The 14,201-nt window shown below is 50.1% G+C and carries 11 protein-coding genes; 8 read left to right on the forward strand and 3 right to left on the reverse strand.

Annotated elements, in window-relative coordinates; all coding sequences use genetic code 11:
- Nucleotides 1-19: 19 nt before the first annotated feature.
- The 8 genes from KVT36_RS04495 to KVT36_RS04530 all read left to right on the forward strand — a co-directional run bounded on the left by KVT36_RS04495 (nucleotide 20) and on the right by KVT36_RS04530 (nucleotide 10,678).
- Entirely contained in the window at nucleotides 20-985 is a 966-nt protein-coding gene (locus KVT36_RS04495) for a PorP/SprF family type IX secretion system membrane protein (RefSeq protein ID WP_217602304.1), read from the forward strand.
- A gap of 142 nt (nucleotides 986-1,127) precedes the next feature.
- Nucleotides 1,128-1,973 carry an aldo/keto reductase gene (locus KVT36_RS04500; protein WP_217602305.1) on the forward strand — a complete coding sequence of 282 codons (846 nt, stop codon included), beginning with the start codon at nucleotides 1,128-1,130 and terminating at the stop codon, nucleotides 1,971-1,973.
- 125 nt (nucleotides 1,974-2,098) lie between these two features.
- Nucleotides 2,099-3,064 (forward strand): S41 family peptidase, encoded by a 966-nt coding sequence (locus tag KVT36_RS04505; RefSeq protein WP_217602306.1) that lies wholly within the window; start codon nucleotides 2,099-2,101, stop codon nucleotides 3,062-3,064.
- 82 nt (nucleotides 3,065-3,146) lie between these two features.
- The gene (locus KVT36_RS04510) at nucleotides 3,147-3,728 is read left to right on the forward strand and encodes an RNA polymerase sigma factor (RefSeq protein WP_217602307.1); all 582 of its coding nucleotides are present in this window, start codon (nucleotides 3,147-3,149) and stop codon (nucleotides 3,726-3,728) included.
- An 88-nt stretch (nucleotides 3,729-3,816) separates the two neighbouring features.
- Complete coding sequence (locus KVT36_RS04515) at nucleotides 3,817-4,767, forward strand: FecR family protein (protein ID WP_217602308.1); 951 nt, start codon at nucleotides 3,817-3,819, stop codon at nucleotides 4,765-4,767.
- Nucleotides 4,768-4,981: 214 nt separating this feature from the next.
- Nucleotides 4,982-8,245: a TonB-dependent receptor gene (locus KVT36_RS04520; protein WP_217602309.1), complete on the forward strand. Its 3,264-nt coding sequence runs from the start codon at nucleotides 4,982-4,984 to the stop codon at nucleotides 8,243-8,245.
- Nucleotides 8,246-8,262: 17 nt separating this feature from the next.
- Entirely contained in the window at nucleotides 8,263-9,798 is a 1,536-nt protein-coding gene (locus KVT36_RS04525) for a RagB/SusD family nutrient uptake outer membrane protein (protein ID WP_217602310.1), read from the forward strand.
- A 22-nt stretch (nucleotides 9,799-9,820) separates the two neighbouring features.
- Nucleotides 9,821-10,678: a glycerophosphodiester phosphodiesterase family protein gene (locus KVT36_RS04530; protein WP_217602311.1), complete on the forward strand. Its 858-nt coding sequence runs from the start codon at nucleotides 9,821-9,823 to the stop codon at nucleotides 10,676-10,678.
- Nucleotides 10,679-10,697: 19 nt separating this feature from the next.
- On the opposite strand, the gene KVT36_RS04535 is transcribed toward KVT36_RS04530, so the two are convergent.
- From KVT36_RS04535 to KVT36_RS04545, 3 genes are all read right to left on the reverse strand, one after another.
- Nucleotides 10,698-12,419, reverse strand: a complete 1,722-nt coding sequence (locus KVT36_RS04535) for a GMC oxidoreductase (protein WP_217602312.1) — start codon at nucleotides 12,417-12,419, stop codon at nucleotides 10,698-10,700.
- A gap of 101 nt (nucleotides 12,420-12,520) precedes the next feature.
- Nucleotides 12,521-12,919: a hypothetical protein gene (locus tag KVT36_RS04540; RefSeq protein WP_217602313.1), complete on the reverse strand. Its 399-nt coding sequence runs from the start codon at nucleotides 12,917-12,919 to the stop codon at nucleotides 12,521-12,523.
- Nucleotides 12,920-12,990: 71 nt separating this feature from the next.
- On the reverse strand, nucleotides 12,991-14,169 hold the full coding sequence (locus tag KVT36_RS04545; protein WP_217602314.1) for a CapA family protein: 1,179 nt from the start codon (nucleotides 14,167-14,169) through the stop codon (nucleotides 12,991-12,993).
- Nucleotides 14,170-14,201: the final 32 nt, after the last annotated feature.

Raw genomic sequence — 14,201 nt, forward strand, 5'->3', positions numbered from 1 at the left:
CCGTTAAAATATTGATACCATGTGTACACGGTTAAATAAAAAGCATATGCGGGTATTATTCATAGGTGCAGCATTGCTCACCCTAATAGGCAGCAGGCAGGCACAGGCCCAGTCCTGGGGTAATTCCCAGGCCCTGCTGGAACCCTCCGGCACCCAGTACTTCCAGAACCAGTACCTGGCCAACCCGGCCATGGCAGGCGCCGACACCGGCATCCACTTTAACGGCGCCTACCGCCGCCAGTGGACCGGCATAGATGGCTCGCCTGAAACCAAGTTCTTTACAGCCGACGCACTGTTCGGCTACCGCGTGGGCGGCGGCATCAACATCTTTAATGATCAGGCAGGACTCATGAACCGTACCCGCGTAGCGCTTTCATATGCATACCATTTACCAGTAGGGCATAACGGGCAAACACTGCACTTTGGCCTGTCCCTGGCGCTTAACTTCCAGCGGGTAGACTATAAAAATGTGAACGGTGATGTTACAGATCCGTCCATTGCCGCCTTTAACCGCCGCGATAACTATTTTGAAGGCGAATACGGTATGGCCTACACAGACGGGCGCTGGAACATCCAGGGCGCCTTACCCAATGTAAGAAGCCTGTTCACCGGCGATGATAAAGGCGTGAACGGTGGCGGTATCTTTTTCACTGCCGCATCGTATAAGTTCTTTGGCGATGGCCCGGTAAGCAGCGTAGAGCCTAAGCTCTGCTACCGGGGTGTAAAGGGATATGATAATATCCTGGATGCAGGAGTTAATATCTCCTTCCTGAACAATGTAGCCAATGTAATGGGCATGTACCATACCACCAAAAGCATTACCGCAGGGGTGGGGGTTAACATTATGCAAACCGTTACGCTGCAGGTGCTGTACTCTACCCAAACCGGCGGTATTAAAACCTATGTGGATGGCGCTTATGAAGTAGGCGCTACGGTAAACCTTTTTGGCAACAAAAGGAATGAGCGGGTGAATACCACGCTGTAGGATCACTAAGCCATTATTTGTTCTTCTACTGTAATACAATACCGGCGGTTGGTCAGGGTAACCTGGCTGCACCGCCGGTTCGCTTTTAATATTTTCTACCTGCCGGAATATCCTCACCTTTGTTATACTAAATTGAAAAACCATGATAACAAGCAAAACAGCATTGACCTACGCTTTAGGTGGTCAGCTTAATATCAATAGGGTAGGGTACGGCGCCATGCAGCTCACAGGTACCGGCGTATTCGGAGAGGTAGCAGACCGTGAGAACGCAAAGAAGGTTTTGCAGGCTGCAGTAGCTGCCGGCGTTAATTTCATTGACACGGCCGAAGCTTACGGCCCCCAGTTAAATGAAAGCCTGATTGCAGATGCATTGTACCCTTACAAACCAGGTGTGATCATTGCTACCAAAGGCGGTTTTAACCGGCCCGGCCCCGGTCAGTGGATCCCCAACGGCCACCCCGCCTTTATCCGCGAAAACATTGAGGGCAGCCTGAAACGCCTGAAAGTAGAAACCATTGACCTGTGGCAGCTGCACCGCTTTGATCCTAACGTACCGGTAGAGGAAACCCTGGCGCCTGTAGCCGAGGCCGTAAAAGCCGGCAAGATCCGCTTGGTGGGCTTATCTGAAGTAAATATTGAGCAGATCGAAAGGGCAGAAAAAGTATTACCTATTGTATCTGTACAGAACCTCTACAACCTGGGCAACCGCCAGTGGGAAGAAGTGCTGGACTATACTACCCGGCGCAATATGGCCTTTATTCCCTGGTTTCCGCTGGCCTCCGGCCCGGACAGCATGGCTGATAAGATCAACAAGATTGCTGCTGCCCATAACGCCACCACTGCACAAATAGCGCTGGCCTGGCTGCTGCAGCGCGCAGAGAACATCCTGCTGATCCCCGGTACTAAATCCATAGGCCACTTAGATGAGAATATGAAAGCCGCAGAGATTGAATTATCTGCAGAAGAGTTTGAGGAGTTGTCTAAGTAATACCGGTTTATACTATTAGCGGCTGTATCATTTTTTTGATACAGCCGTTTTTGTATCCCCCGGGCAAATTTCATTCTATTTCTTCCGCCTCCATTCCCTCACCTTTGCCCCATAAACACACTTGTATGAAAAAATGGGGGATACTATTTATAACATTCTTAAGCACTGCGCTCAGCACGCATGCGCAGCTTTCCAAAAAAGAGATTGCTACAGCCGTTGATACTATTGCCGCTATCATCCGCCGTAGTTATGTGCACGAAGACAAAGGCGCGCAGATAGCTGCTGCATTTAAAGCCGCCCACCAGTATGGCAGCTTTAATACTGCCACTACCTGGAAAGGTTTTGATTCCCTGGCAACGCAGCTGCTGCGCAGCATTAGCCACGATGGCCACCTGTATGTACGCAACGATCCTGCTACGGTAAAAACTTTGCTGGCGCCACCGGATAACATTACAAAGGAAACAGAAGATGATTTCTATTACGGCCCTGCTGCCAGCGAAAAGAACTACGGCTTCCGCGAAGTACGGATCCTGGATAATAACATTGGCTATATTAAATTGTCAGAGATCAATATCTCCGGAAAAAGTTTACCGGTATTATACGCTGCCATGCAGTTTGTTGCACACACCCGAGCACTCATTATTGACCTGCAGGGCAATGGAGGCGGCGGCAGCGATATAGGCCCGGTAATAGAAAGTTTTTTCCTGAAGAATAATACACCGCTGCTGCAAATGAAGAGCCGCAACGGCGCTACAGAAAATATAAAAACCGTTTCCTGGCTTACGCAGGAAAAATATACTGCGCCTGTATTTATAATGATCAACAACAGAACAGCATCTGCCGCAGAAGCGCTGGCCTTTTGCCTGCAATCACAAAAGCGCGCTACCATTGTAGGGCAGCCCTCTGCCGGCGGCGCCAATATGAATGAATGGTTCCCGGTAAATGAGCAGCTCTATGTATCTGTTTCCGTTGCTTCGCCTACATTGCCCGGTACCACTATTACCTGGGAGCAGAAAGGCGTACAGCCGGATGAAGTTACTGAGCCGGGGAAGGAAATGGAGAAGATACGTGCGGCAGCAGGCAGCATGTAGTCGATGGAACCCGCCGCTCACAATTATTTAACATGAAATATCCCCGCCCTCAGATTAATTTTGGCCGTAACCAGGGGGCAATATGTATCAATCTTCTTATCCCGGTGAGCTGTGTGAAATAAATGATGAAACACTCTTAGCGTTATTTCAGCAGGGAAATGCGCCTGCCTTTGATGAGCTGTACAAACGTTTCTGGGGCGGCCTGTACCTGCACGCCTGCCGTATGCTGGAACAGGAGCAGGATGCGCAGGATGTGGTACAGGAAGTATTTACCACCATCTACACAAAAGCCGGCAGCATTGTATTATCCGGCACACTCTCCGCCTACTTATATACCGCTGTGCGTAACCGCGTGCTGAATGTAATAGCGCATAAGCGTACGTACCGGCAGCACCTGGATAGCCTGCAACAATTCCTTTCCACTGCTGATCATTCTTTACTGCACCGTATCACGGAAAAAGAAATGATTGCCCGCATAGAAAAAGAAATAGCGCTGCTGCCCGCTAAAATGCGGGAAGTATTTGAGCTGAGCCGTAAAACCACCCTGTCACACAAAGAAATAGCCAGCCGCCTGCAGCTCTCGCAGGAAACCGTTAAAAAGCAGATCAGTAACGCCATCCGTACCCTGCGCCATAAAATGAGCCACTTCCCCTTGTTGTTTTGAAGAGCGTTAACATTTAGATAATATAGACGCCTACCCCTTCCTTTACGCAGGCCTGTCATATACATACACACCTTTCAGGTTAATGTAAATGAAAGCACGCCACATCAAACAATTATTAAAAAGGTATATAGCCGGGCAATGTACGCCGGAGGAACAGCTGCTGGTAGAAGAATGGTACCGGCGGCAGCAGGAGGCTAATACCGCTTACACAGCACCGTCTGCCTACCCGGAGGAAGATGTCCTGTTACAGCGCATCCAACAGCCACGCACTGCAAAACGTGTAACCATGCCGGTAAGTACGCTACTGAAAATAGCCGCCAGCCTTATCTTATTATTAGGCGCAGGGTATGTATTACAAAAGTTATGGCCTAGCGCAACACACTGGCAGGAGGCTGTTGCGCAGGATCATCCGCTGCAGCTGCGCCTGAGCGATAGCTCTGTAGTATGGCTGAATGCAGGCAGCCGTTTGCGTTATCCCGATAAATTTAACGGCCCGCAAAGAGAGGTGGAGCTGTTAACAGGGGAGGCCTGTTTAAACGTGACCCAGGACCCTGCCCATCCTTTTATTATACGCTCCGGCAGCATCCATACACGAGTGCTGGGTACCATCTTTAATGTACGCGCTTATGAAAAGCTGGCAATAGTACAGGTGACAGTACAGCAGGGCAAAGTAGCGGTGCAGGCGGATCCAGTACAGCAGCTGGCAGGCCGGCAGGTAATACTGCTGCCGGATGAGCAGCTCACTTTTTACACGCAGCAGCAAAATTGGAAAAAGGAACACCGGGATGCCACCAACATCAGCGCATGGACCAGCGGGCGGCTGTTATTCAATAATGAAAGGCTGGACCTGATAGCCATGCAGCTGGAACAAACGTACGGGGTGCACATAACCTTTGCAGATAATACCCTGCCTGCATACCGCATCACAGCTGGTTTTGAGGCGCCGGATTCATTGAACGATGTGCTGGATGCCCTGAGCCTGGCCAACAAACTGCATTACACCATCGATCATCATAACATCATATTCAGTAAACAATAAAATTGTATCGCCTATGCTTCAACGATAATTACCCGCATAAAAAAACCGGTAAGGTAATACCTCACCGGCAGTAACCCGGGAAAGATCAATCCGTAACGCCAATCACTAATTGATCCCCGGACCGGATCCCATAATGATTTTACTCAATTATTAAAACCCGTGCAAAGGTATGAAAATTTGTACCAGTAATGTTGTATCTGTAATTAAGCAGGTCATGAGAACAGGTAATATAATAAGTATGTTCCTGCTGTTAGGCGCTCAGCTGTTGCAGGGCGCTGTTTCCAGGGGGCAGTACCCGGTGGAGAAAATAGATCTGAGCATCCAGCGCAGATCACTCAAAGAAGCATTTACCATTATTCAGCAGCAAAGCGGTGTGCTGTTTATTTATAACGAGCAGGCCATCGCCCCTTACAAAGCCGTAAGCCTGAACGCCCGGCAAAGATCATTGGATTGGGTGGTGAATGAGCTGCTGCGCAATACCCGCCTTACGTACAAAGTGCAAAATAATAAGGTCATTATTCTGGAAAAAGAGATCACTACCGTGCCGCTGAAACCCACTGTAGCAGCTGATCCTGACGATAAACGGAAAGGCAGGGTCACGGATGCCAAAGGCGCGCCCTTACCCGGTGTAACGGTGCAGGTAAAAGGCGCTAACCGCAGCGCTGTTACAGATGGGGAAGGCGTTTTTTTCCTGCAGGTAGCAGAAAGCGAAGTGCTGGTATACACTATATCAGGTTATGTGACACAGGAAATAACTGCCGGCAGTGGTGAAATAAACGTGGTATTGCAGGAAGATATTAAAGGGCTGGAAGAGGAAGTGGTAGTAGGTTACGGCACACAAAAGAAAAGAGAGGTAACCGGCGCTATTGTATCTGTACAGGGCAAGGAGCTGGCCGCGCAACCTGTTACCAACCCCATACAGGGTCTTAAAGGTAAGGTAGCTGGTTTGGATGTGTTCACCAGCGGCAATGAGCCCGGCGGTTCCGCCAACATCTTAATACGCGGGGAGCGTTCTATGAACGGCGGCAATGCGCCCCTGCTGGTGCTGGATGGCATACCGGTAATGGATGCCAGCTTTAACGAGATCAATCCCAACGATATTGCTTCCATAGAAGTGCTGAAAGATGCCGCATCCTCCGCTATTTACGGGTCACGCGGCGCTAACGGCGTAATACTCATTACCACCAAACGTGGCCAGGCCGGCAGGTCGGTTATCAACTATGATGCTTACTACGGCATTACTTCCATTACCCGCAAGCTGGACCTGATGGATGGGCAGCAGTTTGCCAAACTGCGCCGGGAAGCTGCCAGAGGCGCTGCTGCAGATGGCAATGGTCCCATTCCGCCGGATGATCAGCTGTTTGATGCTATAGCGCTGGAATCACTGGCCAAAGGCCGTAGCACCGACTGGCAGGACCTGGTATATCACCAGGGATCCCGGCAAAACCACCAGCTGTCTATCACCGGTGGTAAGGAAAAAACGCAGTTCGCTGTTTCCCTTAACTATTTCAGGGAAACCGGCATCATTGATAAAACAGATTACACCCGCGGATCCATACGCATTAACCTGGACCACCAGGTAAATGACCGCATCCGCATGGGCGTATCCACTTTTGTAACCCGGTCAGAGCAGAGTGTAGCAGATAACACCGTGTTCGATGATATGCTGCGTACCAACCCGCTGGGCGTACCGTATGACAGTGCCGGTAACATGTTGTTCCGTCCCAATAATGATGAAGGCCAGCGCGTAAACCCTTTAATGGTAATAAAGAACACCATTGACGAACGTTATAAAACCAGGGTATTTGCCAGCGTGTACGGCGAATGGGACATTCTCAAAGATCTTACCTACCGCCTGAACGTAGGGCCTGAGCTGGAAGTAGCGAGGGAAGGCATTTTCAAAGGCAGCCTTACGGATGCTAACCAGGGCGGTAATGCCACGGCCAGCACATTTGACCAGGATCGCTTTTCCATAACGGTAGAGAATATACTGAGATATAAGCACCGCATCAGTAAAGATCATAATCTGGGTGTTACCTTATTACAAAGCTCCCAGCAGCAGATCACCAACAGCGCCGGCATCAGCGCCAATAAGCTCCCTTATGAAGCGCAGGGCTATCATAACCTGGGCAGCGCAGGGGAAGTAACAGGCGTTAGCAGCGATTACAGCAAATCACTGCTGCTGTCCTACATGGCGCGTGTGAACTATGATTATAAGAACCGTTACCTGCTAACATTAACTGCGCGTGCAGATGGTTCTTCCGTATTTGCGCCCGGGCATAAATGGGGCTATTTCCCCTCTGCTGCTGCGGCCTGGCGCATAGATGCAGAGCCCTTCATGCAAAGCCTGCGCAACATCAGCGCGCTGAAGTTGCGTGTAAGCTATGGCAGCAATGGTAATAACCCGGTAAACCCTTATGGCACTTTCAGCCTGCTCACTAAAGGTGTGTATGCTTTTGGGGAAACGGGCGCCAATGGTTTTATACCTTACAGCATTGCCAATCCTAACCTGCAATGGGAAACTACCCGTGAGCTGAATATGGGTATTGATTTCGGGTTATTCAACGACCGTATTTCCGGTTCCATAGAACATTATATTTCCAATACAAAGAACATCCTGCTTACCCGCAGCATTCCTTCCAGCACCGGTTATACCAACATAGTAGAGAATATAGGCGCTACGCGCAATAATGGATGGGAGGTAAGCCTTTCTACCATTAACGTATCTACGAAAAGCGGTTTCCAGTGGAAAACAGATTTCAGCTTCAGCGCCAATCAGAACAAAATAGTGCAGCTGTATGGCGATGGTAAGAATGACCTGGGCAACAGCTGGATCATCGGACAGCCCATTAACATTTTTTACTACTACAAAAAGACCGGCATCTGGCAAACTTCCGAAGCAACGGAAGCAGCAGCCCTGGGCTTTAAGCCGGGTATGATAAAGATAGCAGACGCCAATAATGATAAAACCCTGAACGACCAGGACCGTGTGGTAATAGGCAATCAGCGCCCCGCATGGCTGGGGGGCGTTACCAGCCATTTCATTTACCGTGGCCTGGACCTGAGTGTGGTGGTGAATACCCGTCAGCATTACCTGATCTATTCACAATGGTACGATAACAATAACCGCCTGGCCGGCCGTTACAATAACCTGGATGTGGATTACTGGACACCGGAAAATCCTACCAACGATAATCCACAGCCTAACAAGAACCAGGAATCTGTGTACCTGGGGCAAACGCTGGCCATGAAAGATGCCAGCTTTGTAAGAGTAAAGAACATTGGGCTGTCGTACACACTGCCGCAGGTATGGCTGCAGCGCAGTGGTATCCGGAGCCTGAAAATAAACCTGAGCGCGGAGAACCCGTTCACCTTCACGCATTATAAAGGCCAGGACCCTGAGTTTGAATCGGATGGTACCCGCGCCATGTACCCTACCGTTAAAATGTATGCCGTAGGCTTAAATGCAGCTTTTTAACTGATCAAACAACCGCTATGCAACGTTATAAATTATTTACTTTCCTGTTCTTCATATGCAGCTGGCTGGGCATCAGCTCCTGCAGCCTGGAAGAGAAGAACCTGTATAAGCCCGTGCCGGAGGCTATTTACAGTGATGCAGCCGGCATTAACAACGGCGTTACCGGCGTATACAGCCAGCTGCGCGGCTTATATGGATCGCAGAAAGGGTTTACCCTTACCACCATGGGCACGGATATTTTTCAGCATGGAAAAGACGGTGGTTATAAGTTCATGGACGATTACTCCACTGCGCTGAATGCCTCTGCCGGTTACCTGTATGATCTGTGGACCAATTGTTATGCAGGCATTAATGCCGCCAATACCATCCTGGACCGCATAGACGCCATTACCATGGATGAAGCGCTGCGCAACCACTACAAAGCAGAAGTACGCTTTTTACGCGCGCATTATTATTACTGGTTAACCCTGCAGTTTGGCGATGTAGTGTATACAGATCATGAAACCAAAGGCGTGGTAACCAATGCCGGCAGAACACCTAAAGCCGATATCTGGAAAAAGATGCAGGAAGATACACAGTTTGCAGTGGACAACCTTGACTGGACCACGCAGGAGTATGGCCGCATCACCAAAGGCGCTGCCCTGCACCAGTTAGCTGTAACAGACCTGCTGCTGAAGGATTATACCGGTGCCGCTACTGCCGCTGCAAAAGTGATCAATGAAGGGCCTTACCAGCTGCTGCCAGCCTATGCAAGTGTATTTGACTATAACAACCAGAAGAATGCAGAAGTGCTTTTTGCCGTACAATACATTAACAATGCATTGTTCAATGGCGATGGCAACCAGGGTAATGCCTTTTTTACGCCCGCCTACGACCAGTTTGGCCTGCTGCGCGATGTGAACCAGGGTGGCCGTCCGTACACACGCTTCCGGCCCACACCCTTCTTCCGCAACCTGTTTGATAAGAACGACAGTCGTTTTGATGTTACCTTCCGCATATACTGGTTCTATAACAACCCCGCCAACCTGCCTGCAGGTAAAAAGCTGGGCGATACCGTGGTATGGCAGATCAGCCCGGGCGTAACATCTACCATTGCACCCAATACAGATAACATGCACTGGGGCATCAAAAAACATGATGATCCTACCCGCGCCTCCCCGCAGGACCTGAACGGCTTTCGCGATTATTTTGTGTACCGTTTATCAGATACCTACCTCATTGCAGCAGAAGCATTGATGCTGGATGGTAAGCCGGAGCAGGGTGTAACCTACCTGAACAAAGTGCGCAGCCGTGCCGCCAAACCAGGTACCACCATGCCTGGGCTGACTGCTGCACAGCTGAATATGGATGCTGTGCTGGATGAACGGGCCCGTGAGCTGGGCGGGGAAGAAGGCCGCTGGATGGACCTTGTACGCACCGGTAAGCTGGTGGATCGTGTGAAGCTGTACAACCCGAACGGCGCCAACATTAAGCCGATCCATGCACTGAGGCCCATTCCGCAGTCGCAGCGCGATCTTTCAACCGTACCCTTTCCGCAGAACGACGGATATTAATTACTACCATTAAATATTAAAAATGAAGCAATTTAGTTTTGCTGTTGCGTTGCTGCTTTGCACGCAACTGTTATCACAGGCGCAATCCAGGGTGGAACCCATCCTGGAAGATTTTTACCACCACCCGGAGCGTGTGCTGGTAACCGCCCACCGTGCCGCACATAACAAGTACCCGGAGAATTCTATTGCCGCTATTAAAGAAGCTATCCGTATAGGCGTTGATGTGGTAGAGCTGGATGTACGCTCCACCAAAGACAGTGTGCTGGTGATCATGCACGACGGCACCATTACCCGCACCACAGGCCAGCCCGGCGCTGTAAGGGATTACACGTACCAACAGCTGCAGGCATTCCGCCTGCTGTTTAACGGCCAGCCTACGGAAGAAAAGATCCCCACCTTTGAGGAAGCGCTGAAGCTGTTAAAAGGCAAGGCCATGCTGGACATTGATTTCAAGGAAGCATCACCGGAAGCTGCTAAGAAAACCTGCGCACTGGTAGAGGCTACCCAAACGGCCCCGCAGGTATTATTTTTCCTGTATGCCGCCAAATACGCACCCTACCTGCACGACCTGGATCCCAACATTCCCATTATGCCCCGATCGCATAACGCGGAGGAAACAGAAAAGATCATGCAGCAGGGTAAATACGCCGCCATTCACATTGATGATTCTTTTTATTCCGATAGTTTGATGAGCCGCGTACGCGTACACGGAGAACGCGTGTGGATCAATGCCCTGGGCAAGTATGACGATATGGAGGAAAAACAAAAAGATAGTGGCTTTGACGCGATGATGAAGGCGTTTAAGTATGCGAATTGTATACAGACTAATTACCCGGAAGAGTTGCTGGCTTATTTGAAGAAGAAGGGATTACACCGGTAGTAGTACGGGAGTCCATGGTTTATAGTCCATGGGCTCCCTTTTTCATTTCTTTCACCGCATGATCCACTGCTCTCGCGGTAAGCGCCATATACAGCAGGGAAGGGCTTTGATTGCCGGTGCTGGCCATGCAGGCGCCATCTGTTACAAATACATTTTTGCAGTGGTGCAGCTGGTTCCATTCATTCAGTAAAGAGGTTTTAGGATCGCTGCCCATGCGGCAGCCGCCCATTTCATGAATATCCAGGCCGGGCGCCTGGTGGTTATCGTATTGCTGTATGTTCTTGCAGCCGGCCTTTCCCAGCATGGCGGCGCTTTGGGCCAGGAAGTCCCTGATCATCTTTTCATCATTATCATCATAACCCACATTCATTACCAGCAGCGGAATGCCCCACTGGTCTTTCTGATCTTTGCTTAAACGTACGTGGTTGCTGGCTTTGGGAATGGTTCCGCCCTGCATGTACATATACACGTGCCAGCCGCCGGGTTCTGTAAGCGCTTCTTTGTAAGCAGCGCCAATGGTTTCTGTGGTGTGCGAATCATCCAGCCGCTGGCGGTAGGCGCCCATGAAAGTAGTAAAGCCGCCAACATAATCGGTGTCCTGCTTTTCCAGGTTTCGGTAGTTGGCTATAATGGGCTCTGTGGGGTTGCGGCCAAAATAGTAACGGTCATCCAATCCATCCAGCGTACCATTTACTGAGGCCCGGTAGTTATGAAAGGCTACGTAATGGCCCAGCAGGCCATTGTCGTTCCCAAGGCCGTTGGGAAAGCGGCTGGAAGTAGAATTGAGCAGTACCAGGGTACTGTTCAATGCCGATGCATTCACGAAAATAACCTGTGCAAAATAATCGGTAGCGGCATGGGTATTGGCATCTATAACGCGTACGCCTATAGCCTTTTGTTTTTGCTCATCGTATATAATGGAATGTACTACAGAGAACGGGCGGATGGTTAAATGGCCTGTTTTTTTTGCCCAGGGCAGGGTAGAGGATACGGAGCTGAAGTACCCGCCAAACGGGCAGCCCCGCATGCATAAATTACGCGCCTGGCATTTTACGCGGCCCTGTTCCAGGTGAATGGGTTTGGGTTCTGTAATATGCGCCCAGCGGGCATGTACAAGATGCCGGCCGGGGTAATGCTGTTTAACGGTTTTCTGTACCAGCGCTTCCACGCAGTTAAATTCAAACGGTGGCAGAAAAGAGCCGTCCGGCATAGCGGCAATGCCATCGCGGGTGCCGCATACGCCAATAAATTCTTCCACATGCGTGTACCAGGGTGCTACATCATCATACCCAATGGGCCAGCCAATGCCGTAGCCGTAACGTTGCGGGGCGGTAAATTCAAACGGGCTCCAGCGCTGGCAGGCACGGCCCCAGGTAAGTGATTTGCCGCCTACCTGGTTACCCCGGATCCAGGCGAACGGTTTTTCCTGTATGTGGGGATGATCTTTGTCTTTAATGAAAAAGTGTGCGGTGTCTTCTCCAAAGCCTGCGGCCTTGCTGATGAGCGGGTTCTCCTGTAGGAACTGTTTGGTCATTTGCCCGCGGTGGGTAAATTCCCAGGGCGCTTTGGTAGCGGTAGGGTAGTCTTTGTTATGTTCTACATTGCGGCCCCTTTCCAGCACCAGGGTTTGCAGGCCATGGTCGCACAGCTCTTTGGCGGCCCATCCGCCGCTGATGCCGGAGCCTATCACTATAGCGTCAAAAGTGTTTTGCGCTTTACCGTTGGAATTAATATTGATCATATGACGTGGAGTACTTGTTACCCAATGTAATATTTTATGGGGTAAAAAGAAAGCCGGCCCTGCAGCGACCGGCTATAAAAGTGTTGTACAGTACGGGCGGTTTACTCTACCCAATACACTAATGTTACGGTAATAAAACCATCCGGGCCAACATCGCCGCTGCTGAGCGTAACGGTTTTAGACACTGCGCCGTCCCAGTTACCGGGGTAAGCGCCAAAGGTGTACGTGCCGGCGGGTAATCCTTCAAACTCATAACCTTCCCGGTCAGTAGGGTCATAGTAAGTGCCGGTAGCCTCATTACGGGCCCAGAAACCGTGCAGGCCGGTGCCGCCGGTTACCGGTGAGCCATCCGTATGCACCAGCGTAATACGCACGTCATATGTGGCTGCCACCTTGTGTTTGGTAGTAGCATTGGTGTGCGCTTTAAATACAGGTGTTGAAGCAAAGCTCCGGGCAAGGAAAAATACTGCCAGGCAGGTGAAAATGAGGGTTTTTCTCATGGGTTCCATGATTTAATTTGGTTAACAGATCACTAAAAATAGCAAGAAATTCCTAAGCGGCGATGTTAAGTTTAGGGTTGAAAAGTTGAACAATACCTGTTGCGGTTTAAACCCACGGCAGATATGTTGAGGGTATCGTGCAGGCCTGCATTTACCTGTTTAAATCCAAAATCCTGTGCAGATAAGCTTTGGATCATCTTATACGCCTGCATGCTGCTATCCGGCATAGGTACGCCTTCGCCCTGCTGTACAAAAGAAAATACTTTATGATCTATGAGCTCGCCTTTACCGGTGATCTTTACCTGCAGCAGGGGCGCTACGTTGTAGGGCGGTTTCAGGTTAAACAGGTGATAGGTGGCAAAGTTACCCAGGCTGTACGCGATCAGCTTTTGCTTATATACTTCCATCCCTCTTACCACATGCGGGCCGGAGCCTATGACCATATCAGCGCCGGCATCCACACACAAACGTGCAAAGTGTGTTACATTGCCACGGTCCTGGCCCAGGAATATTTCCCGCCGTTTTGGGGTATGCGTACGCGTAGTACCTTCTGCACCGCCATGAAAGAATACAATGAGCACATCACACAGGGGCCTTACACGCGCTACGTATGCCTGTACCAGTGAGTCGTTGTTCATGTTAAGGCAGTTGCTGTGCGGGGCAAAGGAAACAAATCCAAAGCGTGTATTCCGGGCCGTTAGTGTATCAAATGGGTGCTGGGTAACACCACTGGTGCGTATGTTGTTGTTACGTAAAAAAGCAAGCGTATGTTGCACACCTTTATCTCCAAAATCATAAGAATGGTTGTTAGACAGGTTAAGATATTCAAAGCCGGCTTCCTTATACCACTGTGCATATTTAAGTGGTGTGCGGAAAGCAAAACACTGCGTTAAGCCGCATTGTTTATACACGGCTGCACTATCAGATACCGCGCTTTCAAGATTACCGATGCGCAGGTCTGTTTGCTGTAATAAGGGAATGGCATGCTGCAGGATATTTCCTTCACCTGCTGCGGGCAGGTAAAGGGGAGAAGGATAGCTGGAACCTACCATCATATCCCCCACAATGGAGATGCTGATAGTATCTGCTCCCGGCTGCGGGATGATCACGGAATCCCTGGTGGACAAGGCTTTCCGGTACATTAGTCCGGCGCCTGGGTTACCTGCAAAAAGGCAGGGGATCGTTACCAGGCCAATTACGTTAAAGGTGAATAACCGGAAGTGCTTAACAACCAACTTTTCTTCGGGCATAGAGCGGATAAATAGTAAATATCTTTCAGGGG

Origin of the sequence: Chitinophaga sp. GbtcB8, assembly GCF_019091455.1 — a bacterium.
Classification (GTDB): Bacteria; Bacteroidota; Bacteroidia; order Chitinophagales; family Chitinophagaceae; genus Chitinophaga.